We start from the raw sequence: 22,255 nt of genomic DNA, 5'->3' as shown, positions 1-22,255 counted from the left end.
ATCCCCAATCCCCAATCCCCAATCCCTAGTCTTACTCGATGAAGTCGGCGCAGGAACCGATCCAGTGGAAGGTAGTGCCTTAGCGATCGCCTTGTTGCAATATCTCGCTAACCATGCCCAGCTAACCATCGCCACCACTCACTTCGGCGAACTAAAAGCCCTGAAATACGAAGATGAGCGGTTTGAAAACGCCTCTGTTGAATTTGACGAAAGTACTCTCTCGCCTACTTATCGTCTGCTGTGGGGCATCCCCGGACGTTCTAATGCCCTAACCATTGCCCTACGCTTGGGATTAAAACCAGAAGTGGTACAACAGGCAAAAACCCAAGTAGGAGAGGCCACAGATGAAGTTAACCAGGTCATTGCTGGCTTAGAAGCCCAACGCCGCCGCCAGGAAACCAAAGCAGCCGAAGCCCAAGTTTTGTTGCAGCAAACGGAACGTTTATACAAAGAAGTATCCGCAAAAGCCGCAAATTTGGAGGAAAGGGAAAGCAGTTTGCGGGCTTCACAGGAAATAGCAGTCCAACAAGCGATCGCCCAAGCAAAAGGTGAAATTGCCCAAGTAATCCGCCGTTTGCAAAAAGGTACGCCCACAGCCCAAGAGGCCCAGCAAGCCACCAATGCTTTAAATCAAATTGGCCAGCTTTATCAGCCAGCAACGCCAGCCAAACCAAAACCTGGGTTTATGCCCAAAATAGGCGATCGCATCCGCGTTCCCAAACTCGGACAGATAGCTGATGTAATCGCCGCCCCTAATGAAGATGGCGAGTTAAGCGTTCGCTTTGGGCTAATGAAGATGACGGTTAAGTTGCAAGACGTAGAATCTCTAGATGGTCAAAAACCCGAACCAGTCGTTAAAGCCAAACCAGCCCCAGCACCAGTAACCCCGCCACCGCAAAATGTCCCAGAAATTCGGACTTCCCAAAATACCATCGATTTGCGTGGTAAACGGGTAGCTGATGCCGAATACATTTTAGATAAAGCCATCTCGGAAGCTACAGGCCCAGTCTGGATTATTCATGGTTACGGTACTGGTAAGCTACGCCAAGGAGTTCACACCTTTTTGCAACAACATTCCAGAGTGAACAACTACGAACCGGCAGAACAAGCAGATGGTGGTACTGGTGTTACCATCGCTCACATAAAATAAAGTGGTAATTAATATGAAGGCTGCTAGTTTGTGCCATTTGTGCATAAGCTAATCGTCATTCATTTTTCCAGACTGATTCGCTTGTAGTAAGGGCTTCAGCCCTGGTGTTATGCAACTTAAATGCTCATTAGCTTATAACCCACATTCCGCTACGAACATCTATTAGAGATGCTGCAATATGCAATTCAAGGTTGGTTGCAAGTTGCTAGCGAACGAGAAGAACTCGATCCTGACAAAGAGTTGGTTGAAATATCGCTATGAAAGCGGTTTCAGGTAAAGCACTTTGTAAAATTTTGGAACGGCAAGGTTGGGAATTGAAACGGATTACTGGCAGTCATCACATTTTCGCAAAATAAGGTTGCGATATGATACTTTCCATTCCAGTTCATAGTAATGGAGATTTACCGATTAGAACTTTGAAAGGCATTATGAAAGATGCTGGACTTACCGAAGAAGATTTGGGCGAAATTGGATGGCTATTTGTAGCAATTTGAGGTTAATTGTAACTTCAGATAATCAATGAAGTCCAAAATTTCTGTATCAGTGAGTTGTAGGCGCGATCGCTTGCCATATTTTTGCTGTAAATACTCCCTTCCTTGCTCTGGAGTCCAATTTAATTGGGCTAAATATGTGTCACTTTGAGCTATCAAAACTGCATTAATCTCTGATGCAGTTGTATTCGCAGATATTTGGATTGTCTCTTGATTTAAATTTTTAATTCTATTAATTTTTAAACTAACTTTTTGCCCTAAAGCTTGCCAAGCTAATTCTTTATGTCCATCCCAGCTAAAATCTACAGACCGATAAGTTACCGGATTATAAATTGTACAAAACACAATTGTTTTCTCTCCAGGACTGACTGCGATCGTAAGGGGTTGATGTAATTGTTCATAAGTCAGGGCATCAAGTGAAAGTAACAAACTTTTAGAAAAATAAGATTCACTTCCTGAGCGGATAACATAAGGTTTCTCTGCCAGAATATGTAAATCAGTTTTTTCTGTTTCTCCATGTGAAGTTTCTACTTTTTTATTAACTTCTATCCCTGTTATCACCCCAGTCAAGGCTCTCTCATAAATTGGGATTTGTTTTGTATCGTCAGAAAGCATATACCAGCAATGATCGGATTCTTTGCTAACAAAAACATATTGAGGTTTTGGGACTGCTCCAAATCCTAATTTAACTTCCATATTTTTGATGAAGGTTTTGGTAAATATATTTATTGAGCAACCAGCTTTTATGATTTGTATCGTCAAGCTATTAGTTACTTTATAGATATAATTCCCTAGCCAGCCAGCAAATTAACATCAAGGCAACGAAAATTCCGATATTTGGTGAATCTACGACAAAGTTTCTGGATCGACACCAAGCGCCTTCAACTTTTCCGCTAACATTTTCACTTTTTGTTCTACTTCCACACGTCGCTGTTCTTCAAAAGCTGTGCGTTCTTCGGCTTCCCTGATGCGTTCTTCTGGTGTTAGCAATCTTTGCCCTTCCTCGTCATACCAGTACAGCCACTCCCGCACAATACCTTGATAAATTCCCCGTTCTCGCCCAATTCCTAAACCAATTTCTGGTAGCCAAACAGGATTTCCTGATATTAAGATATATTCCCCATCAACTAGGTGATACACCTCCAAAGGTGTGTTTTTACGTCGAAGGGGACTATATACAACGTAGTACAAAATTTCTAGCTCTTTGGCATAGAATTTTTTCTTGGTGCTATATTCTTCCCGATATATTTGAGAAACAACTTCTATTGCTAAAATTGGTGGCTTCTTTTCTTCCCACAGCACATAACTCAGACGTAAGTCCTCATCAATGAAGCGTTTAACTCCTAAGCTGAGAAACCCATCAGGGACAACGGCTGGTTTGTCTGGGTGATAATAAATACCCATGTCAACACCAAAAAACCAATCCCAACGATCGCACCAAACTAAAGCCAGTGTGGTTTTCAACAAGCCGGGAATTAAATTTTGGACTTCATTATCCACAGGGGTATCATTCGAGTCGGGTAACTCTTCGGAAGATGGCAAACAATGTAGTGGATTGTAGTTTAACATGAGCGGTTTTGCCAAATCTTATTTTAGATAGATTGTAAGTAATCTATGGATATGCGATCGCAGCGCCAGAATAAAGAACCATTTTTAGCGATACCGATAGCGAACGCGAACAGCGTCTCATAGAGAAGCGTTAGCGAGTCTTACGGTACGGCACGCTGGCGCGAACGAGCATCATAGGCCATCGTGGACATCGCTTTATTCTTCATTCTCAGTATTGATAAGTAATTGCAAGTGTAGTTTTTGAATTAGGTAATTTTTCGGTACTGACTACGAGAGTGTCTAACCCACAATAGCAAAAAAGGGTGGAATATTGTTCAACTAGAACATTCCAGAAGTCGCAGAGTATTCAATTTCATGGTGAATTTGGTAGCTGGGCTGATTACCTATACCTACCAGGAGAAAAAGCCTTTTCTCAACCTTGACTCCGAAAAAATGGCGTAGCTGGAACTTAGGTGATTTTTAACCCGATTTTTGAATCGTACTTAACTATCAGATATGTCACCACAGATCCAGTCACGAATTTTAATCAGACACTTTCTAACCATTTTTTTGCCATTATCAGCCTTCGTTGGGAGTGTTGTCGGAGCTATCTACTACCAACAGGTACAAACTGAGAAAGTTGTATTAAAAACGAATGAACTCGGCAAGGTAGATTTACAAAAAAAAGTAATTAGCGGAGACTTTCACTCGGCTGTTTCAGATTTGATTGTCATCTCTAAAGAAAACGAGCTACAGAAAATTTTAGAAGGAGTAGATGGAGAAAAACAGGCACTTTCCAGAGAATTATTATCGTTTTCTCAATATAAAAAACTTTACGACCAAATTCGCTTTTTGGATGGATCGGGTAAGGAAGTTGTCAGAGTCAACTTCAAAAAGGGTGAACCAGTGATTGTCCCTGAAGAAAAACTGCAAGTGCAAGCAAAGCGTTACTGGTTTAATGACACTCTGCGCCTGAACAAAGGAGAAGTGTTTGTCTCTCCTCTTGACCTCAACATTGACCAAGGTAAGATTGAACAACCATTCAAACCAATGATCCGATTTGGTACTCCCGTTTTCGATCGTCGTGGACAGAAACGAGGCATTGTAGTGTTAAATTATTTCGGCGCTAAACTGCTGGATAATTTTAATCAAGCTTTTGCTAACGTCCCTAGCCAGGGAATGCTGCTGAATGCCGATGGTTACTGGTTAAAAGGGGCGAAATCTGAGGACGAATGGGGATTTATGTTTAGCGATCGCAAAAATCGCACTTTTGGTAAAGCTTTTCCCCAAGCATGGCAGCAGATTTCTCAAAAAGAATCGGGACAATTCCTAACTGCTGAGGGAATGTTCACTTTCACTACAGTCTACCCGCTTCTGGAAGGGCAAAAATCTAGTACGGGAGCAGGGCAAGCTTTTGCACCGAGCCAAAATCAAACTGATACCAAATCCTATTATTGGAAAATTGTCTCATGGGTATCGCCAGAGATGTTGACGACTAAATCAAACCGATTTTTGAGTCAATTGCTACTCCTATATGCTGGTTTGGTAGGATTAATTGGCATTGGTTCTTGGCTATTAGCAAGAGCTAGTGTCAATCGTCAGATGGCCCAGCTAGAGTTAAGGCAGTCTGAAGCCCAGTTGCGAGAGCTAGTTGAGCGGGAAAAAATTCTTAAAACTCGTCTATCTAGTCAAATTCGCAACTCGCTGGATCTAAATACGATTTTGAGTACAGTCGTGGGTGAAGTTCGAGAACTGCTCCAGATCGATCGATGCCAGTTCCTTTGGTGTCATCAAGAAGATGAATCTACTAGTTTTGAACTGAGTCAGCAAGCCTGCGCTACCGACTTGCCGGAACCCTTGGGCTGTTCTCCTATCCAGAATGTGGAAGCACTGAGTGAGGCTGTTCTCCAAGGGAATTTACTTTGCTTTGATGACATTGCGACAGATCCCTGGCTTGATTTCAAAAATCGGAATTTACTGGTGACATTGGGTTTTAAGTCTCTACTGATAGTTTCGGTTCAAACTCAGTCGGGTTGCTTGGGTGTGATTGTCTGCGAACATAGTAGAGTGCTGCGTTCTTGGAGCGATGATGAGGTGGAACTAATTCGAGGTGTGGCTGACCAGTTAGCGATCGCCATTGACCAAGCCCAATTGTATAATCAAAGTCGCGCTGCTACTGCTGCTGCTACTGCTCAGGCAGAACAACTCAACCAAGTTCTGCACAACCTCAAACAGACTCAAGCTCAACTAATTCAGACCGAAAAAATGTCGAGCTTAGGTCAATTAGTGGCTGGGGTGGCTCACGAAATCAATAATCCAGTTAACTTTATCTACGGTAATCTGACCCATGTAAATGAATATACGCTGGGTTTATTGGAACTGGTAGAACTCTATCAAAATTCAAATCCTAATTCAACACCTGAAATACAAGCTCATATAGAAGCCATCGACCTTGACTTTATGGCTGAGGATTTACCTAAAATTTTAGTTTCAATGAAAATGGGAGCTAATCGCATTCGGGAAATAGTTCTATCCTTGCGAAATTTTTCTCGACTTGACGAAGCGGATATGAAGCCTGTCAACATTCACGAAGGTATTGATAGCACACTACTAATTTTACAAAATCGTTTCAAACAAACATCTGTAAATCCCGGAATTGAAATAGTAAAAGCTTATGGTGATATCCCTTTAGTAGATTGCTATGCTGGACAACTCAATCAGGTGTTTATGAATCTCATTAGTAACGCCATTGATGCCTTGGATAGTTATAACAGTCAGCGAACTCTTGAAGATATAAAAGCTAACCCCAGCCAGATTGTAATTCGTACTGAGTTACGCAACCCGGATCGCATAACTATACAAATTGTAGATAATGGCCCTGGCATGACCGAAATAGTTAAGCAACGATTATTTGACCCTTTCTTTACCACAAAACCCGCAGGTAAAGGCACAGGATTAGGGTTAGCAATTAGCGCTCAGATAGTCGCAGAACAACACAACGGAGCTATCTGGTGTATTTCGGAACCAGGACAGGGAGCAGAATTTTGGGTCGAGATTCCGATTTCTCAAAGTAGTGAACTAGCTACTACATCTGCTGCTACTCTAGCAGTCGTAAATCATTCATAAAATTCAATTTTTGCGCTCTACTATGCAAAGAGAAGCTTCTCTATGATGCGCTACACGAATGCACTTCTTTAAAGAAAACCGATTTATTGAATAATCTGTGGATTTGGATATAGTTTCTAATAAATGGTTTTTTATTGCTAAAGTTTATAAAAGAAAAACTCACTATTGGAGTTTTTGTTAACTTATTACAATCAATTTATGACCAATGTTAACGAGCGTGCTGATTTTGACAGCCCTTGGAAAGAAATTATAGAAGCTTATTTCCCCCAAGCAATGAATTTCTTTTTTCCAGAAACTTATGCATTAATTGATTGGGAACGTCCCTACGAATTTCTAGATAAAGAATTTCAACAAATAGCTCGTGAAGCCGAACAGGGTAAAAGATATGCCGATCAATTAGTCAAAGTTTGGCAAACCCAAGGGGAAGAACTTTGGTTATTAATCCATGTCGAAATTCAGGCACAAAAAGAAGATAACTTTCCCAAGCGGATGTTTACCTACAACTTTCGCATATTTGACCGCTTTGATCGACCAGCAATTAGCCTTGCAATTCTCTGTGATTCAAACCGCGAATGGCGACCAAATAATTACAGTTACAATTATCCCAATACTCGCTTAAGTTTTGAATTTGGTAGTGTTAAACTTTTGGATTATGAAAATCGCTTTCACGAGTTAGAAAATAGCGATAATCCATTTGCAACTGTCGTCATGGCGCATTTGAAAACGCAGCAGACACGCTCATCACCAGAAGAACGCAAAATATGGAAATTTAGCTTAATTCGCAGGCTATATGATTTGGGCCTACAAGAGCAGGATATTCGCAACATGTATCGATTTATCGATTGGGTTATGATATTACCAAAGGCATTAGAAAATCAGTTTTGGGAAGAATTTAAACAATTTGAGCAGGAGCGGACTATGAGATATGTAACTACAGGTGAGCGCATCGGCTACGAGCGCGGTAAAGCAGAAGGTAAAGCAGAAGGTAAACAAGAAGGTGAACAACAACTTATTTTAAAGTTATTACAAAGACGAGTGGGAGAATTATCGCCAGAATTGCAAAAGCGCATCCGATCTCTTTCTTTAAATCAATTAGAAACCCTTGGGGAAGCTTTGTTAGATTTTACTGCTATGGAAGATTTGCTTAACTGGTTGCAAACAAATCAATCAGCCTAAAATTTATTTTATGGAAATCGAGCAGGAGTAGACTATGAGATATGTAACTACAGGTGAGCGCATCGGCTACGAACGCGGTAAAGCAGAGGGTAAACAAGAAGGTGAACAAAAACTTATTTTAAGGTTATTACAAAGACGAGTGGGAGAATTATCACCACAATTGCAAGAGCGCCTCCAATCTCTTTCTTTAAATCAATTAGAAACCCTTGGGGAAGCTTTGTTAGATTTTACTGCTATGGAAGATTTGCTTAACTGGTTGCAAACAAATCAATCAGCCTAAAATTTATTTTATGGAAATCGAGCAGGAGTAGACTATGAGATATGTAACTACAGGTGAGCGCATCGGCTACGAACGCGGTAAAGCAGAGGGTAAACAAGAAGGTGAACAAAAACTTATTTTAAGGTTATTACAAAGACGAGTGGGAGAATTATCACCACAATTGCAAGAGCGCCTCCAATCTCTTTCTTTAAATCAATTAGAAACCCTTGGGGAAGCTTTGTTAGATTTTACTGCTATGGAAGATTTGCTTAACTGGTTACAAACAAATAAATCAGCTTAAAATCTAGGGCAGTTTAATGTGATAGAAAATTATTACCCAAGTTGGCTTTCTCAAGAGCTTATTAATAATCGCTTACCTTGGCAGGAAGGCAAAAATATGAGCTTTGGAGATTTTAATGAACAATATACATTACATGATTCTTATTGGATAGGTATTTTCTATAACATTGGATATGAACAAGCCATAACTTTAGCTATTGACTGGGATTCTGTTTGGTTGCCTGATGAAATCAAAAAAAGTATTACCGACGGTGAACTCTATATTTTCATCCGATTAACGGGTGTTGAACAGATAAGTACGGCTAATTATATTGATATTGGAAATATTTCTAGAATCATCGTGGGTTGCGAATTTGAAAAGATAGAGGGCAAGAAGTTTTTGGCTATTGATGATGTGTTTGGAGGACAAATTAATATTCTCTACAAAGGTGAGGAAACCTTCTTGGCATTAGAAAAAAATAGAACGATTTTGAATATTTAAACTATCTAAGTAATGTACATAAAAAAGGGCAGGTACAAAACCCACCCTCAAAGTAATCAATATTTAAACTAAACTAGCGATCGAAATTTAATTACCAATCTCCGGCGCACTCAAAGAAACCTTTAATGCGTCGTCTTTTTGCAATGCTAATGTCGGCACGGAATCACGCAATCTTGCCGTCAATTGTACAGTTGTGGCGTCATACATCTGAGTCAGCAATTTCGGATAGAAACCAATACCAATAATTGGAATTAACAAACAGGCAATGATAAATACTTCACGCGGTTCAGCATCTATCAAAGCTTGGTGAGAAACTAATTCCTTGTTCTCTTCTCCGTAGAAAATTTCTCGTAACATCGACAACAGATAAATCGGAGTTAAAATTACTCCCACTGCCATCAAGAATACAACAATCACTTTGAAGGTAGAGCTATAAGCATCGCTAGTAGCAAAGCCGACAAACACCATTAATTCTGCCACAAAACCACTCATCCCTGGCAATGCCAAAGAAGCCATTGAACAGGTAGTGAACATGGCGAAAATCTTCGGCATTCTCTTCGCAACCCCACCCATTTCATCCAACATCAAGGTGTGGGTGCGATCGTAAGTTGCGCCAACCAGGAAGAACAAACTCGCCCCAATTAACCCGTGGGAAACCATTTGCAATACTGCCCCACTCAATCCCAAATCGGTGAACGAGGCAATACCAATCATCACAAAGCCCATGTGAGAAATTGAAGAGTAGGCAATTTTTCGCTTCAGGTTTCGCTGGGCAAAGGATGTCAAGGCAGCGTAGATGATATTAACTACCCCCAAAACCACTAACACTGGCGCAAAATAAGCGTGGGCATCGGGGAGCATTTGGGCATTCATCCGAACTAAGGCGTAACCGCCCATTTTCAGGAGAATACCTGCTAATAACATGTGTACGGGGGCTGTAGCTTCACCGTGGGCATCAGGTAGCCACGTGTGCAAGGGAATAATCGGCAACTTGACGGCGTAGGCAATTAGGAAGCCAGCATAGAGGGCAAGTTGGAAATTCAGGGCGAAATCTTTTAAGGCGATCGCTCTCATGTCAAACGTCACCGTATCGCCGTAAAATCCCATTGTCAGGGCAGACAGCAAAATAAACAGCGAACCGCCGGCGGTGTATAAAATGAATTTGGTCGCTGCATATTGTCGCCTTTTGCCTCCCCAAATCGACAGCAGGAAGTATATCGGTACTAGTTCCAGTTCCCACACCAGGAAAAATAACAGCATATCCTGGACAGCGAACACGGCAATTTGACCGCCATACATCGCCAAAATCAAGAAGAAAAATAGCTTGGGCTTGAAGGTGACAGGCCAAGCTGCTAAAATCGCCAGCGTGGTAATGAATCCAGTCAAAATAATTAGGGGCATGGATAAGCCATCAGCCCCTACTGACCAATTCAAACCCAATTGTGGTACCCAGGGGTAACTTTCCACCAACTGCAAATCTGGATTGGAGAAATCATACCCAGTATAAAAAGCATAAACAATTAGTGCAAAATCTATCAGCCCCACGATGAGGGAGTACCAGCGCACTGTTTTGCCTTCTTTGTCAGGGATGATGGGAAGAAGTAGCGACGCGGCTATCGGAAACAGAATAATCGTCGTCAGCCACGGAAAATTAGCTATATTCATCACAATTAGTCTGCTATCAAAATCATGTTTGGCAAAAAGTCACTAGTTATTAAGTAACAGCTTTTTGGGGATTTCGTCTTCCTCGTTAGGTTGATTTAATTAAATTGGCAATCCCCCGTTTCTTCTCTTGTCAGTCTCTTTTGACACTTGGGGGTGCGGAATGTGGGTTGTGATACTCCCAGTCAAGTCAAAATTTTACCCTAAAAAAGCCGATAAACTAGAATTTAAGGAATGTGCGATCGCGTAGCCCAACCCTAAAAATACAAAATGCTGTTTGATGGTTGTTGAAAAAAGCGATTTGGTACAAAAAATCATCACAGGAGAACTAAACATAATGATAATCGCACAAATTGAAAGTCAGATTCGTTATGTGACCAACGTAAATGGAGAAACAACAGATGTACTCGTCCCTGTAGAACTTTGGCAACAGCTTATAACTTCCATAAATTCTGATAACGTCAGTGGTTTAGCTTGGATTGATGAACAAGAGCCAAAAGCACAAATATTAGCCGATTTGCAAGAGTCAGTGCGACAAGCAGCAGTAGGACAAACCTTCCCAGTTTCAGAGCTTTGGGACTACAGTAGGCGATTTGATTGAGTTTTTTTAGTAAAATAGACAGGGAAAGTTGATAAGGGAAATTCGATTATGTCATCTCCAGCGATCGCTACTGTAATTAAGATGATGGAATCTTTATCTGAAGATGTGCAAGAAAGAGTTGCAGAACATCTCCGAGAGTACCTAGAAGATTTGCAAGATGAATTGAAATGGAATAAATCATTTAATACAACTCAAGAACAACTGATTGCATCTGCCCAATCCGCTAAAAGAGAGATTGCAGAAGGACTTGCAAAACCAATGAGCTATGAAAACTTATGAAGTCTGCAACTCCTCCTTCGTTTTGGGATTAAGATTATATTATTAATTTTTTGATAAGTACTGAAAAAATGGATTTTACTTTATCAAATGCGCCTGAGTATGCGATCAAAAACATTGAGACTTTACAACAAATATGGTTGGAAAGATGCGATGCAATTGAAAACAATCAAAAAGGATCTTATAGTCGCCATTTATTATTAATGTTATACGATCTGCGTGAAGAGATACAGAATAATAAAAATCGATTTTCTCAAAATGCTTACGGAAAAAAATTCTTTAAAATTCAATTTTCTAGTTACTATAGTTTTAAAAAAGAGCAACTTGATGATCTAGACAAAATTAAAAAATCCTGGACAAGAGAAGTAGATCAAGTCGTAATATGCTAGTTCATTCTAGTAGTACTACTAGTAAACTATTAGATTATTATGGAAAACGTAGCCGAGAGTATTGTCACTCTTTGTTAGATGCCATTGCATATAAAATATATCAGACTTCTAACGACGATCAAATTATGCCTTTGGAGTCTTATTTTAGAGAAATGGTAATTGATGCAAATATTGCTTTAGAGGCAGTAAAATACAATAAGATGGACAAATTTATAAATTGGGCTTTATCGTAAATAATTTTAATACCGACTTTTCAGGCAGGTTATACTTTTTGAATAATATTATTTACCATCTTTGTTCTTCGTAATAACTTGCGACATCAACCAGTTCTTGCTCTGCCAATGGATGAAATACAATTCTTGTCATTATAAAGATGCACGAACTCGTTGAAACACTTCTTCAGCCGGAATACCAGTAATTTGATTGGTGTTCATATCTTCATCACGCTTCTGGGCTTCTTCAGCCCAACTAGCCGCAATTTCTTGATCTATTCCACTTTCTTGACCCAATCTTTCCAGTAATCTTGCTAATAAAATCACTTGAGAATCTTTTGGAAGTGCAAGAACTTCGGCTTCAAGCTGTTCAAGGGTCATAGTGAGTACCTAAACTCTTTAGTACAATTACCTCTTATTCTAAGTATTAGCCTGCTTCATCGTTAAGCATCTTAATAATATGTTTTGCAAGTTGCTCCTTAATTTCCCTATGTCTAGGAACAGCTTGAGATATTTTTGTTATTGGATTCTGATACCAATCATGTTTCCCACCATGACGAACGAAGATACAACCCATTTCTTCAAGTTTACTGATTAAGTCTCTTCGTTTCATGAAACTTCAAGTTCTGCAACTCTACGAATATTTTGGATAGTTCCACTTGTTAATTCATTGTAAATATCGAGTAGATTTTCTCTTAGTTCCTCTTCGGTTTCACCCTGAGTCCAATAGTCAGGATATTCTTCGAGATAACCTAACCACATATCATCATCTTGCCAGTAAATGTATTTCTTCTTTGTCATGTGCCTATTCGCTGCCTTTTTCTAAACTATCGAATTACTGCTCCCGGTTCGCCCATTTTAAATTGAGTTAGAAAAAAGCTGAACGATTCAATCAGGGTTCTAAGCTGTGATTCAAATGTACTCTCGTCCCGACGTTATGCGATCGCATAAAAATAGAGTTTTGAGAGCAGAGTGATAATTTCAGGGGAATTTCGGGAAATCGCTAAAACCATTACGATACCTAGATTTTTCTGATTTTTGACAATTTCTCGAACTTCAAAAAAAGTAAGCGAACCGGGAGTTACTGAACTATCCGTCAAAAAAAAGAGTCTAAATTAGACTCTTAAAAAAACTTAGGGGTGGACGATCGCCCACCCCGATTAAAATCAGGTAACACCAAAGACAATCACTAAACCCAAAACCGCCCCAAATACAATCAAGGCATAGAATTGAGCGCGACCGTTTTCTAGGTACTTCAGACCTTCACCGCTAACAAGGGTGAAAAAGCCTGTGAGGTTAACAGCACCATCGACAACGCGGAAGTCAACTTCCATAACTTGTCTAGCTAGGCGACGCAAGCCGAGGACAAAAACCCGATGGTAAATGTCATCAAAGTACCACTTGTTGAGCGATAACTCGTAAAGTGGTTTGATTTGAGCAGCGATCGCAGCTGGATCAATTTTACGGCGCAAATACATCAGCGAAGCCAGGGTAATCGCAATTAAAGAAATTCCGACTGAAGCCCCCGCCATGATGTAAAATTCCGTGGGATTGAACTCGGAAGCCTTTTCTATAACTTCGGAAAGGGTTTCGCTAGGAGGAAAGATAAACTCTTCAAAATAATTGGCGTAGGGAGTTCCCACCAAACCAATCAAAATCGAAGGCACTGCTAGCAGTGCCAAAGGTAGGGTCATTGTCCACGGCGATTCATGGGGGGAGTCGCTGTGATGCCCGTGAGAGTCATGGGAATCATGATGCTCACTAGTGGCAGCCAATTCTCCTTTCTTCATCGCCCCAGGCCCAAAATTCGGGGCTGGTTCTGCTGACTCTAATTCCAGGACAATTGTCGCCGCAGCACTTTTGAGTTTTTGCTTGATTTTCTCGTCAGTACCCCGGAATTTGCCTTCAAATGTCATGAAATACATTCTAAACATGTAGAAAGCAGTAATCCCGGCAGTTAGCCAGCCAATCATCCAAAGAAATGGGTTAGCCTCAAAAGCTTTCCCCAGAATTTCATCTTTTGACCAGAAGCCAGCGAAAGGTGGAATCCCAGAAATTGCCAAGCAACCAATCAAAAATGTAATTGAGGTGACGGGCATATATTTCCGCAATCCGCCCATCAGCCGCATATCTTGCGCTAAGGCGGGGTCGTGTCCAACGACACCTTCCATACCGTGAATTACTGAACCTGAACCCAAGAACAGCATCGCCTTGAAATAGGCGTGGGTCATCAGGTGGAATAATCCCGCACTGTAGGAACCTATTCCCATCGCCATCACCATGTAACCAAGTTGGGAAATGGTGGAATAAGCCAAGCCCTTTTTGATGTCGTTTTGGGTAATGGCAATGGTTGCCCCCAAAAACGCCGTAAACGCCCCAGTAAAGGCAATGACGTTCATTGCAACTGGAACGCCTTCAAATACTGGGTACATCCGGGCAATGAGGAAAACACCCGCCGCGACCATTGTTGCTGCGTGAATCAAGGCAGAAATGGGGGTGGGGCCTTCCATCGCATCTGGTAGCCAGACGTGGAGGGGGAATTGGGCTGATTTCGCCACTGGGCCTAAGAAAACTAAAATCGCTAACAGGACAGCGAGAAAATTGCTGATAGAACCTGATTCCACGAGTTGGGCGAGGCGATCGCCCATGATATTAAAATCAAAGCTTCCCGTCGCCCAGAATAGCCCCAAAATGCCTAGTAACAAACCAAAGTCGCCGACGCGGTTAGTTACAAACGCTTTTTGAGCGGCATCGGCTGCTGCCTTGCGATCGAACCAAAAGCCGACCAGCAAGTAGGAACACATTCCCACTAATTCCCAAAATACATAAACCTGTACTAGGTTGGGGCTGACCACCAGACCTAACATTGAGGAGCCAAACAAACTGAGATAGGCGTAAAACCTCACGTAACTGGGATCGTGAGCCATGTAGCCATCGGTGTAAACCATGACTAAGCAGGCTACCGTTGTGACAATCACCAGCATTAGGGCTGTCAGGTGGTCGATAGTGTAGCCCATGCTCAGGTGAAAATTACCTGCTGCTGCCCACTCAAAGGTGCGGGTATAAGTCGCGTGTCCTTGAATTTGACTCCAGAGCAAGGCAACCGACAGCACCATAGCTGCTGCCATCATAGAGATAATCACCACAGCGTTCAGCTGCCGGAGGCGGTTTGTCACCTGATTCAACGAGATTAACCCTAGACCGACCAGCATTGCCCCAAAAAGAGGGAACACCGGAATCAGCCAGGCATACTGATAGATTACTTCCATCACTGACGCCTACTTTTAGAATTCTTGATTTAGCGTGTCGAAACTGTTAATAATTGTGACACACACCCTTTAGGATAAAATAACCCACCCAAGACTGATTGGGTGGGGTATTAAGCATGGTTTTAGATTTGGTCATTTGTCATTGGTTATTTGTCATTGGTCATTTGTCATTGCTCACTTGCGCCATGCCTCATTTCCTCTGCCCAATGCCCAATGTCCATCAGGCTGACCGACGTTCTAAGTCCGCTGTTTTTGGACTCTTGTAAATTTTCGGGTAACTGCTGTAGCTTACTTTGATGTCTTCTAAAGCTAGACGTAAATCTTCTCTGCCACGAAACCCTTCCAAGCGATGGCGAACAGTGCCATTTTCAATCAGTAGTAAAGTTGGCAGTGACTTTAGCCTATAAGTAGTAGACAATTTAAAATTTTGATCGGCATTAACCCCAACTAATTTAATTTCGTCCCCACATTGGGCTTGAAATTGCAACAATAGCGGGTGGATAATCCGACACAACCCACACCAAGGTGCTTCAAAGTTAACTAAAACAGGAATAGGAGATTCTAAAACTTCTTGAGTAAATGTCTGTTCACTAACCGACAACACCATGACGCCTCTTGGATTATAAGGTTTTTATATCAAACTACCTATCAGTACTGAAGTGAAGGATTGGTAAGTCAGTAACTGCCGATAGATGCTTTCAGGAACCAAATCTCAGGACACAGAATAATTGAGTAAAAATTGAGCGCGTTGATGTGTCTCTGACAAAAAAGCCATCGGGACTCTCACGGTGGCTTTTTTGAATGTTAGACTCCTGATTGCTGTATCCGCCTGGGAATTTGACTTAATCTGCCACTGACTCCCAGGGAAAGACAACGGGTCTTCAACTACCAATAAAAATCTCAAGCTAACTGAACGCACCCCCACTGATAGACGTTTGAACTTATCCTACATTGATTTGGGGCAATTGATAAGCTGAAATTTTAATCTATTTGGGATTTTCTGCTGACATTGGGGATCGCTTAAATTTCCCATTTTATTCTACCAGTTGCTTCCATCAGCAGAGGGTGTGACCACCAAAGCAAAGCGATAAAAATGGCAACTCCCAAATAGGAAGGGCGAATAAATTCCTGCCATAAGATAGATTGACGACCGTCAATAATTGCTTTAAAGGGAATAATTGAAGTCCGTTGTTTGGCACTTTCAAAGGCTTCTCCATAGCGATCGCTCAAACGGCGATCCCCATGCCAAACCCCGAACAAGTGATGTAACACCAATCCAATGGAAGTCACAAGGGTAAAGGTAGTACCCAACCAGAGAGTATGGGCAACACACCAGATTATTTGTCCCACCATCTGAGGATGACGAGTAATCCGAATAATTCCTGTTTCGTAGAGATGAACTTGGGGCTTTTGAATAGCAGCAATTTCTAGTAGATTGAAGGTAGCAGGATATAAAAACAAAAACGAGATCGCTGACAGCAGCCAAACAAATTCTCGCACTCCTGGTACTCCTTGTACCTGCCAAAGTTGCAAACCATCATAGCGGTGCCCAAAAAAGTAAATAATTAAGATCGCAGCCAACGGTAGGCTGACTAATGCAAAGAGAATGCGATAAAGCCTTGGGCCAATATATTTTTCTGCCCTTGGACGCAAAGCAGCGCCTCCACTGTGAGCGATCGCAAAAACTATTTGTAACCCCAGTATGACAAAATGACTGGGTGTCAACCAAGAAATCAGCAGCATATAGACAGGTGAAGTAATTTAAAGAAAATTGAATTCAGTACAACCAATACCACAAAGTATTCCAAAGGAGACTTTAGTCAAGATGTTGTGCTACTGTCCTTTTCGAGTCAAGCCTTCAAGTTTAATATGCAACAAATCATGCATGGCTGATTGCTGCCAAACTTTATTTGTTGTGTGCATCCGCTCCTTTAAAAGTTTGTGGGTTGAGCCTTATGTCTGACCTTCCTTTCACTTTAGATCAGTTACGGATTTTAAAAGCGATCGCCCAAGAAGGAAGCTTCAAGCGGGCCGCCGATAGTCTTTACGTTTCCCAACCTGCCGTCAGCTTACAAGTCCAAAATCTCGAACGCCAGCTCGATGTCCCTTTATTCGACCGTGGAGGACGACGCGCTCAATTAACTGAAGCAGGGCATCTACTCCTAAATTACGGTGAAAAAATCCTTAGTCTGTGTCAGGAAACCTGCCGCGCCATTGAGGATTTACAAAATCTCCAAGGTGGTACGTTGATTGTCGGTGCTTCTCAAACCACCGGCACTTATCTGTTACCCAAAATGATCGGTATGTTCCGACAAAAATATCCAGATGTGGCTGTACAACTACACGTCCACTCTACCCGGCGAACTGCTTGGAGTGTCGCTAACGGACAAGTCGATCTGGCGATTATTGGCGGTGAAATTCCTGGCGAACTGTCAGAATCTTTAGAAGTTCTTTCTTACGCTGAAGACGAATTAGCGCTGATTTTACCTGTCTTTCATCCCTTTGCCAAACTTGAAACAATCCAAAAAGAAGACCTATATAAATTACAATTCATTGCCCTAGATTCCCAATCGACTATCCGCAAAGTAATTGACCAAGTGTTAGGACGTTGTGAAATTGATACCAGACGTTTTAAGGTTGAAATGGAACTAAATTCCATTGAAGCAATTAAAAATGCCGTGCAATCTGGTTTAGGGGCTGCTTTTGTTTCAACAAGTGCGATCGCTAAAGAGTTACAAATGGGTGTTCTCCATCGTACCCCTATTGAAGGTGTCGTTGTCAAACGGACACTGTGGCTGATTTTTAATCCCAATCGCTATAGATCCAAGGCCGCAGAAGCTTTTAGTAAAGAAATTTTGCCCCAGTTTGCTAACCCTGGATGGAGTCAAGATGTCTTAACATTTACACAAAAAAGCATAGCGATCGCTACGTTGGATATAGCTATGCCCGCCTCCTCCGGCGAAGACTAAAACCTCGTCATTTGTCCTTTGTTTTTTTGTAAATGACTAATGACTAAATAGTTTGTAATCCTCTACGGTAAGGCTGCGCCATAATTCGTCATCCTGACCTGATAGCTGTTCGCGCAGCATACCGCAGGAAAGCTAGGGGTTGTATATAAAGGAAAATCATCAATTAATCTAGTTTATCTGTAGGCAAAATTAATTAATTACGAATGATGTAGCTTGTTTCTCGCCTTCTCTACGAGACGCTAAGTGAATGGCGGGTATTATCAATTACGAATTATTTTGACTAATGACTAATCACTAAAATGGAAGTTTACTGTACTCGTCCACGTTGCCCGCAGCCACGAAACTATTTTGTGGATCTAGATAATATTACGAACCTGAAAACAACGCAGCAAAAGTACTGTACTACCTGTGGGATGCCACTGCTGCTAGATGGTCGATATGTACCTACAAAGTTGCTGGGAAGGGGCGGGTTTGGAGCTGCGTTTTTGGCACGCGATCGGCGAATCCCTGGAATGCGTGAATGCGTCGTTAAGCAGTTTCAACCAGCAGGAAATTTAACCTTAGCTCAACTGCAACAAGCACAGATAATGTTTGAGAGAGAGGCAGATGTTTTAGCACAACTTGGTAACGATCACGAGCAAATCCCCGACTTGTTTGCCTTCTTTCCAGTGATAGTTAATAGTTCGCAAGCAGGTCAAGAAGACCAATTTTTTTATTTAGTACAAGAATATATTGATGGGCAAAACTTAGAAGAAGAATTAGCTCAACAGGGTAAATTTTCTGAACAGCAAGTGTTAGAAGTACTGCAAGAAATCCTCAAGGTACTAAGGTTTGTCCACGATCGAAACATTATCCACAGAGATATTAAACCTTCTAACATTATGCGCCGTCGTGATGGTAAACTTTTTTTACTAGATTTTGGCGCAGTTAAGCAAGTGACAAACGTTGCATTAGGGGCTGCTTCTTCGACAGGAATTTATTCTATGGGATTTGCACCGCCTGAGCAGATGGCTGGGGGTCAAGTATTCCCATCTACGGATTTATATGCTTTAGCTGTAACTCTTATTACTTTGTTGACAAATCAGGAAGCTATTCAACTATTTGATGCTTACAGCAACCAGTGGAAATGGCACGAGCAAGTTAGCGTCAATCCTCACCTTGCTGGCATTTTAGATAAGATGCTGCTACCTGCTGCTAATCAGCGCTTCCAGTCGGCACAGGAAGTTCTAAATGCACTTCATTCACAGCCTCTAGCTGCTACACAGCTTAATTCGCCCTCTGCAACCCTCCCACCACAGCCATCTCAAGGTTCTAATCCCGCCGTCTCCAACCGTTCACCAACTCAACCAGCGTTTTCTACAGTGGAATTATTGGGTGGGGCAGCATTTAGTGGATTTCAGGGGTCATTGATAGCGATCGCCCTCTTTAGTCTAGTACAATCACCAATACCTACTTTTATTGTTGGATGTGTGATTTTGGGGATACTGATATTTGCCCAAACCAGGCGGTGGATTGAAAAGTTCGACTTATTAATTATTCCAACAATTACTTTTACGCTTATTTTTTTTCTCCCCTTTTTACAAGGGGGGCTTGGCATTCAGGGAGTGATCATTTTATCAGTTGCAGCAGCTTTAGTTGCCATTTCACTAACAGCCATATTTCGACTTATTTATAAACTATTATCTCTCATCCTTTAAAAAACTTTTGGTGCTAACAGCCACCTATGTCTCAAAAAAACGAAACACTTAGCCTTTTCTTAGCCGTTGTCATCACCATTGGTTTAATCTTTAGTGGTTTATGGTTTTTTATGGAACGGTGGGCGCAACTAAATGGAACTGTCGCTAAACCTTCGGGGACTGGTAACACAGATAACTCCGTAAACAAGTTTGCCAGTAAATGTAACGTGCCCAACCTCCCAGAAGGGACATTCAATTATGGTGGTAGCACAACCTGGGCACCCATCCGTAAAGATGTAGACTCTGTACTAGAAAGCCAGTGTCCCCGGTTTATTTTACGCTATACTCAGCCGCCATCAGGTAAAGCAGGATCTGGAACTGGACTGCGGATGTTAATAGACAATCAACTAGCTTTTTCTCAATCTTCTCGTTCAGTAAAGGCTGAAGAAAATGCCGAAGCGAAACAAAAAGGATTTAGTTTAAAAGAAATTCCAGTGGCGATTGATGGAATTGCGATCGCAGTTAACCACAATCTCAACATACCTGGTTTAACTGTGGCTCAACTCAAAGACATCTACACTGGTAAAATTACTAATTGGCAACAGGCGGGTGGCCCAAATTTACCAATTAAAGCTTACTCCCGTAGCAAAGAAGCCGGGGGTACAGTAGAATTCTTTCTCGAAAATGTTCTAAATAAAGAAAATTTTGGTAACAATGTAAGTTATGTTGACACGACAACTGAAGCAGTACGAAAAGTAGCTGCAAATCCTGGGGGAATTTACTATGCTTCTGCCCCAGAAGTGGTACCTCAATGTATTATTAAATCCCTACCACTGGGGCGCACAAGCAGTCAATTGGTGCCTCCTTACCAAGAACCGTTTGTACCTCCATCTCAATGTCCCAACAAACGTAATCAATTGAATAGTCAAGCGTTTCGTAGTGGAGACTATGCAATTACCCGCAACTTATTTGTAATTGTTAAACAGAATGGTCAAACAGATCAGGAAGCTGGCGTTGCTTATGCAAATTGGCTGCTGACACCTCAGAGTCAAGAATTAATCGAAAAGACTGGATTTGTCAGAATTAAATGAACTTAGCCAAATAATTAAATAACAAACATTTTTATTTTATTCAAATTTTTTCATGTCACAGAAGAATGAAACCAAAATTTTAGCCTTAGCTCTGTTGCTGACAGTTGGAATAGTTGGCGGTGGTGCGTGGTGGTTTACTAATGGTTTTGGAGCCAAAATTGGTAATACGATCGCTCCAGGTTCGGAACCAGCTAACAATCTATCTCTACAAGATCGGATTAGTTTTGGGGACAAAACTTTGACTCCAGGTGCTGTTTCTGCTGAAAAAAAAGAAGGAGTACAGGCGATCGCTGCTAAAAGTTACGATAAGGCGATCGCCAATTTCAGAGATGCCCTAAAACTCAACCCTAACGATCCAGAAACACTAATTTTTCTTAACAATGCCCGCATCAGATCCAAGAGCTATACCATCGTGGCTTCTGTACCTTTTGGCACTGACCCCAATGCTGCTTTAGAAATTTTACGTGGCATCGCCCAAGCCCAAAATCAAGTTAATAGCTCTGGAGGAGTCAAAGGAGTGCCGTTGAGAGTAGGAATAGCTAACGACGACGACAATCCAGAAATAGCCAAGCAAATCGCTTCCAGCCTAGTCACTAATTCAGAAGTATTAGGTGTAGTTGGGCCGAATACTAGCGATTCCACCTTGGCCGCAGGTACTATTTATAATTCTGGACAACTTGTAGCAATTTCCCCTACCAGCACATCTGTCAAAATTTCTAACTTTAGCCGCTACGTTTTTCGCACGGTTCCGAGTGATTTTATGGCTGCGAGAAGTTTAGCTAACTATATGGTGAGAACCTTGCAGAAAAAAAATGCTGTGGTTTTCTTTAATTCTCAGAGTAACTATAGCCAGTCTTTAAAGTCGGAGTTTGTTTCATCTGTTTCCTTAGAAGGTGGACAAGTATCCAGCGAATTTGACTTATCCAAGGCAGATTTTAGTGCGGCTAAAAGCGTAGAGCAGGCAACTAAGCAAGGTGCAGAAGTCTTGATGTTGGCTGCTAACACTCAAACTCTCGATAAAGCCCTACAAGTCGTTCAAATTAACCAGAAACGATTAACTCTACTGGCAGGAGATGATGTTTACACCGCCAAAACTTTAGAAATTGGCAGAGAGCAAGCTGTGGGAATGGTATTGGCAGTTTCCTGGCATATTGATGGCGATCGCAAATCAGATTTTCCCCAAAAATCTCGACAGTTATGGGGCGCTGATGTAAGTTGGCGAAGCGCCCTTAGCTATGATGCCACTGTAGCTTTAATTACTGCATTAAAACTCAATCCTACGAGGTCTGGAGTCCAACAAGCACTAGCGTCTTCTGACTTTTCTGCCACCGGTGCTTCTGGTACAATTCGGTTTTTAGCATCAGGCGATCGCAATGCGCCAGTCCAACTTGTAAAAATTGTTCCTGGTTCTCGCTCTGGCACTGGTTATGACTTTGAACCAGTCCGATAATTAGCAATAAAAATTAAAAATTAACCAATAGTTAACCTAAAAAAGCTCTCAAGATGAGAAATTGAGCTTCATAGGGAAAAATCTTAGTGTCAACTAGCAATTTATGCACTTATAGAGAAGTAACAGATA

24 protein-coding genes and 3 pseudogenes are annotated in these 22,255 nt (G+C 41.6%); 17 read left to right on the top strand and 10 right to left on the bottom strand.

Translation table 11 applies throughout. The features are described 5' to 3' along the window. From CDG77_RS09160 to CDG77_RS37425, 3 genes are all read left to right on the top strand, one after another. Positions 1–1,150: endonuclease MutS2 (locus CDG77_RS09160; protein ID WP_190233934.1), on the top strand; the 1,150-nt coding region annotated here is incomplete at its 5' end. A 257-nt stretch (positions 1,151–1,407) separates the two neighbouring features. Next, the gene (locus CDG77_RS37430) at positions 1,408–1,506 is read left to right on the top strand and encodes a type II toxin-antitoxin system HicA family toxin (RefSeq protein WP_223269752.1); all 99 of its coding nucleotides are present in this window, start codon (positions 1,408–1,410) and stop codon (positions 1,504–1,506) included. A gap of 9 nt (positions 1,507–1,515) precedes the next feature. Beyond that, the gene (locus CDG77_RS37425) at positions 1,516–1,644 is read left to right on the top strand and encodes a type II toxin-antitoxin system HicA family toxin (RefSeq protein ID WP_223269751.1); all 129 of its coding nucleotides are present in this window, start codon (positions 1,516–1,518) and stop codon (positions 1,642–1,644) included. Here CDG77_RS37425 and CDG77_RS09150 read toward each other — a convergent pair. Further along, entirely contained in the window at positions 1,627–2,337 is a 711-nt protein-coding gene (locus CDG77_RS09150; protein WP_094329083.1) for a hypothetical protein, read from the bottom strand. The genes CDG77_RS37425 and CDG77_RS09150 overlap by 18 nt on opposite strands. 150 nt (positions 2,338–2,487) lie before the next feature. Further along, positions 2,488–3,210: a Uma2 family endonuclease gene (locus CDG77_RS09145; protein WP_094329082.1), complete on the bottom strand. Its 723-nt coding sequence runs from the start codon at positions 3,208–3,210 to the stop codon at positions 2,488–2,490. Positions 3,211–3,516: 306 nt separating this feature from the next. Here CDG77_RS09145 and CDG77_RS39070 point away from each other — a divergent pair. The 6 genes and pseudogenes from CDG77_RS39070 to CDG77_RS09120 all read left to right on the top strand — a co-directional run. Next, positions 3,517–3,651, top strand: a pseudogene (locus CDG77_RS39070) (IS982 family transposase); the annotation flags it as partial. A gap of 54 nt (positions 3,652–3,705) precedes the next feature. Continuing rightward, complete coding sequence (locus CDG77_RS09140; RefSeq protein ID WP_094329081.1) at positions 3,706–6,315, top strand: ATP-binding protein; 2,610 nt, start codon at positions 3,706–3,708, stop codon at positions 6,313–6,315. Between the two features lie 198 nt (positions 6,316–6,513). Beyond that, complete coding sequence (locus CDG77_RS09135) at positions 6,514–7,491, top strand: DUF4351 domain-containing protein (protein WP_094329080.1); 978 nt, start codon at positions 6,514–6,516, stop codon at positions 7,489–7,491. Positions 7,492–7,522: 31 nt separating this feature from the next. Further along, positions 7,523–7,771, top strand: a pseudogene (locus CDG77_RS09130) (DUF4351 domain-containing protein); the annotation flags it as partial. A gap of 31 nt (positions 7,772–7,802) precedes the next feature. Further along, positions 7,803–8,051 (top strand): annotated as a pseudogene (locus tag CDG77_RS09125) (DUF4351 domain-containing protein); the annotation flags it as partial. 18 nt (positions 8,052–8,069) lie between these two features. Continuing rightward, complete coding sequence (locus CDG77_RS09120; RefSeq protein WP_094329079.1) at positions 8,070–8,531, top strand: hypothetical protein; 462 nt, start codon at positions 8,070–8,072, stop codon at positions 8,529–8,531. An 87-nt stretch (positions 8,532–8,618) separates the two neighbouring features. Here the strand turns inward: CDG77_RS09120 and CDG77_RS09115 are convergent, their stop codons facing one another. After that, positions 8,619–10,196: an NAD(P)H-quinone oxidoreductase subunit 4 gene (locus tag CDG77_RS09115; RefSeq protein WP_094329078.1), complete on the bottom strand. Its 1,578-nt coding sequence runs from the start codon at positions 10,194–10,196 to the stop codon at positions 8,619–8,621. Positions 10,197–10,530: 334 nt separating this feature from the next. On the opposite strand from CDG77_RS09115, the gene CDG77_RS09110 reads away from it, so the two are divergent. From CDG77_RS09110 to CDG77_RS36360, 4 genes are all read left to right on the top strand, one after another. Beyond that, positions 10,531–10,794 (top strand): hypothetical protein, encoded by a 264-nt coding sequence (locus CDG77_RS09110; RefSeq protein ID WP_094329086.1) that lies wholly within the window; start codon positions 10,531–10,533, stop codon positions 10,792–10,794. A 48-nt stretch (positions 10,795–10,842) separates the two neighbouring features. Continuing rightward, the gene (locus CDG77_RS09105; protein WP_094329077.1) at positions 10,843–11,073 is read left to right on the top strand and encodes a hypothetical protein; all 231 of its coding nucleotides are present in this window, start codon (positions 10,843–10,845) and stop codon (positions 11,071–11,073) included. Between the two features lie 68 nt (positions 11,074–11,141). After that, entirely contained in the window at positions 11,142–11,459 is a 318-nt protein-coding gene (locus CDG77_RS09100) for a hypothetical protein (protein WP_094329076.1), read from the top strand. Next, positions 11,453–11,692: a hypothetical protein gene (locus tag CDG77_RS36360; protein WP_094329075.1), complete on the top strand. Its 240-nt coding sequence runs from the start codon at positions 11,453–11,455 to the stop codon at positions 11,690–11,692. The genes CDG77_RS09100 and CDG77_RS36360 overlap by 7 nt, the downstream gene beginning before the upstream one ends. Before the next feature lie 132 nt (positions 11,693–11,824). On the opposite strand, the gene CDG77_RS09090 is transcribed toward CDG77_RS36360, so the two are convergent. The 7 genes from CDG77_RS09090 to CDG77_RS09065 all read right to left on the bottom strand — a co-directional run bounded on the left by CDG77_RS09090 (position 11,825) and on the right by CDG77_RS09065 (position 16,683). Then, positions 11,825–12,052, bottom strand: coding sequence for an addiction module protein (locus tag CDG77_RS09090; protein ID WP_094329074.1), 228 nt, complete (start codon positions 12,050–12,052; stop codon positions 11,825–11,827). Between the two features lie 46 nt (positions 12,053–12,098). Then, the gene (locus tag CDG77_RS09085; protein ID WP_094329073.1) at positions 12,099–12,284 is read right to left on the bottom strand and encodes a type II toxin-antitoxin system HicA family toxin; all 186 of its coding nucleotides are present in this window, start codon (positions 12,282–12,284) and stop codon (positions 12,099–12,101) included. Then, entirely contained in the window at positions 12,281–12,472 is a 192-nt protein-coding gene (locus CDG77_RS09080) for a type II toxin-antitoxin system HicB family antitoxin (protein WP_094329072.1), read from the bottom strand. Before CDG77_RS09080 ends, CDG77_RS09085 begins: the two co-directional genes overlap by 4 nt. A 134-nt stretch (positions 12,473–12,606) precedes the next feature. Further along, entirely contained in the window at positions 12,607–12,771 is a 165-nt protein-coding gene (locus CDG77_RS36355) for a hypothetical protein (RefSeq protein WP_190233933.1), read from the bottom strand. Positions 12,772–12,837: 66 nt separating this feature from the next. After that, on the bottom strand, positions 12,838–14,940 hold the full coding sequence (locus CDG77_RS09075) for an NAD(P)H-quinone oxidoreductase subunit 5 (protein ID WP_094329071.1): 2,103 nt from the start codon (positions 14,938–14,940) through the stop codon (positions 12,838–12,840). Between the two features lie 220 nt (positions 14,941–15,160). Further along, complete coding sequence (locus tag CDG77_RS09070) at positions 15,161–15,547, bottom strand: thioredoxin family protein (RefSeq protein WP_094329070.1); 387 nt, start codon at positions 15,545–15,547, stop codon at positions 15,161–15,163. 413 nt (positions 15,548–15,960) lie between these two features. Beyond that, positions 15,961–16,683 carry an NnrU family protein gene (locus CDG77_RS09065; protein ID WP_094329069.1) on the bottom strand — a complete coding sequence of 241 codons (723 nt, stop codon included), beginning with the start codon at positions 16,681–16,683 and terminating at the stop codon, positions 15,961–15,963. Positions 16,684–16,895: 212 nt separating this feature from the next. Here CDG77_RS09065 and CDG77_RS09060 point away from each other — a divergent pair, with 212 nt between their 5' ends. The 4 genes from CDG77_RS09060 to CDG77_RS09045 all read left to right on the top strand — a co-directional run bounded on the left by CDG77_RS09060 (position 16,896) and on the right by CDG77_RS09045 (position 22,126). Continuing rightward, entirely contained in the window at positions 16,896–17,909 is a 1,014-nt protein-coding gene (locus CDG77_RS09060) for a LysR family transcriptional regulator (protein ID WP_094329068.1), read from the top strand. A 299-nt stretch (positions 17,910–18,208) separates the two neighbouring features. Continuing rightward, entirely contained in the window at positions 18,209–19,606 is a 1,398-nt protein-coding gene (locus CDG77_RS09055) for a serine/threonine-protein kinase (RefSeq protein ID WP_094329067.1), read from the top strand. A gap of 26 nt (positions 19,607–19,632) precedes the next feature. Further along, on the top strand, positions 19,633–20,676 hold the full coding sequence (locus tag CDG77_RS09050) for a substrate-binding domain-containing protein (RefSeq protein WP_094329066.1): 1,044 nt from the start codon (positions 19,633–19,635) through the stop codon (positions 20,674–20,676). 52 nt (positions 20,677–20,728) lie between these two features. Beyond that, entirely contained in the window at positions 20,729–22,126 is a 1,398-nt protein-coding gene (locus CDG77_RS09045; protein WP_094329065.1) for an ABC transporter substrate-binding protein, read from the top strand. Positions 22,127–22,255: the final 129 nt, after the last annotated feature.

Origin of the sequence: Nostoc sp. 'Peltigera membranacea cyanobiont' 213, assembly GCF_002245975.1 — a bacterium.
GTDB lineage: Bacteria > Cyanobacteriota > Cyanobacteriia > Cyanobacteriales > Nostocaceae > Nostoc.
This window is presented reverse-complemented; position numbering and strand designations above follow the sequence as displayed.

What these genes read in the sequence shown, in the direction of transcription:
- CDG77_RS09100 (WP_094329076.1), top strand. Translation starts at nt 11,142, where the DNA reads ATGGATTTTACTTTATCAAATGCGCCTGAGTATGCGATCAAAAACATT.
- CDG77_RS09115 (WP_094329078.1), bottom strand. Translation starts at nt 10,196, where the DNA reads ATGAATATAGCTAATTTTCCGTGGCTGACGACGATTATTCTGTTTCCG.
- CDG77_RS36360 (WP_094329075.1), top strand. Translation starts at nt 11,453, where the DNA reads ATGCTAGTTCATTCTAGTAGTACTACTAGTAAACTATTAGATTATTAT.
- CDG77_RS09050 (WP_094329066.1), top strand. Translation starts at nt 19,633, where the DNA reads ATGTCTCAAAAAAACGAAACACTTAGCCTTTTCTTAGCCGTTGTCATC.
- CDG77_RS37425 (WP_223269751.1), top strand. Translation starts at nt 1,516, where the DNA reads ATGATACTTTCCATTCCAGTTCATAGTAATGGAGATTTACCGATTAGA.
- CDG77_RS09045 (WP_094329065.1), top strand. Translation starts at nt 20,729, where the DNA reads ATGTCACAGAAGAATGAAACCAAAATTTTAGCCTTAGCTCTGTTGCTG.
- CDG77_RS09140 (WP_094329081.1), top strand. Translation starts at nt 3,706, where the DNA reads ATGTCACCACAGATCCAGTCACGAATTTTAATCAGACACTTTCTAACC.
- CDG77_RS09090 (WP_094329074.1), bottom strand. Translation starts at nt 12,052, where the DNA reads ATGACCCTTGAACAGCTTGAAGCCGAAGTTCTTGCACTTCCAAAAGAT.
- CDG77_RS09060 (WP_094329068.1), top strand. Translation starts at nt 16,896, where the DNA reads ATGTCTGACCTTCCTTTCACTTTAGATCAGTTACGGATTTTAAAAGCG.
- CDG77_RS09105 (WP_094329077.1), top strand. Translation starts at nt 10,843, where the DNA reads ATGTCATCTCCAGCGATCGCTACTGTAATTAAGATGATGGAATCTTTA.
- CDG77_RS09070 (WP_094329070.1), bottom strand. Translation starts at nt 15,547, where the DNA reads ATGGTGTTGTCGGTTAGTGAACAGACATTTACTCAAGAAGTTTTAGAA.
- CDG77_RS09135 (WP_094329080.1), top strand. Translation starts at nt 6,514, where the DNA reads ATGACCAATGTTAACGAGCGTGCTGATTTTGACAGCCCTTGGAAAGAA.
- CDG77_RS09080 (WP_094329072.1), bottom strand. Translation starts at nt 12,472, where the DNA reads ATGACAAAGAAGAAATACATTTACTGGCAAGATGATGATATGTGGTTA.
- CDG77_RS09065 (WP_094329069.1), bottom strand. Translation starts at nt 16,683, where the DNA reads ATGCTGCTGATTTCTTGGTTGACACCCAGTCATTTTGTCATACTGGGG.
- CDG77_RS09110 (WP_094329086.1), top strand. Translation starts at nt 10,531, where the DNA reads ATGATAATCGCACAAATTGAAAGTCAGATTCGTTATGTGACCAACGTA.
- CDG77_RS09145 (WP_094329082.1), bottom strand. Translation starts at nt 3,210, where the DNA reads ATGTTAAACTACAATCCACTACATTGTTTGCCATCTTCCGAAGAGTTA.
- CDG77_RS37430 (WP_223269752.1), top strand. Translation starts at nt 1,408, where the DNA reads ATGAAAGCGGTTTCAGGTAAAGCACTTTGTAAAATTTTGGAACGGCAA.
- CDG77_RS09085 (WP_094329073.1), bottom strand. Translation starts at nt 12,284, where the DNA reads ATGAAACGAAGAGACTTAATCAGTAAACTTGAAGAAATGGGTTGTATC.
- CDG77_RS09150 (WP_094329083.1), bottom strand. Translation starts at nt 2,337, where the DNA reads ATGGAAGTTAAATTAGGATTTGGAGCAGTCCCAAAACCTCAATATGTT.
- CDG77_RS09055 (WP_094329067.1), top strand. Translation starts at nt 18,209, where the DNA reads ATGGAAGTTTACTGTACTCGTCCACGTTGCCCGCAGCCACGAAACTAT.
- CDG77_RS09075 (WP_094329071.1), bottom strand. Translation starts at nt 14,940, where the DNA reads ATGGAAGTAATCTATCAGTATGCCTGGCTGATTCCGGTGTTCCCTCTT.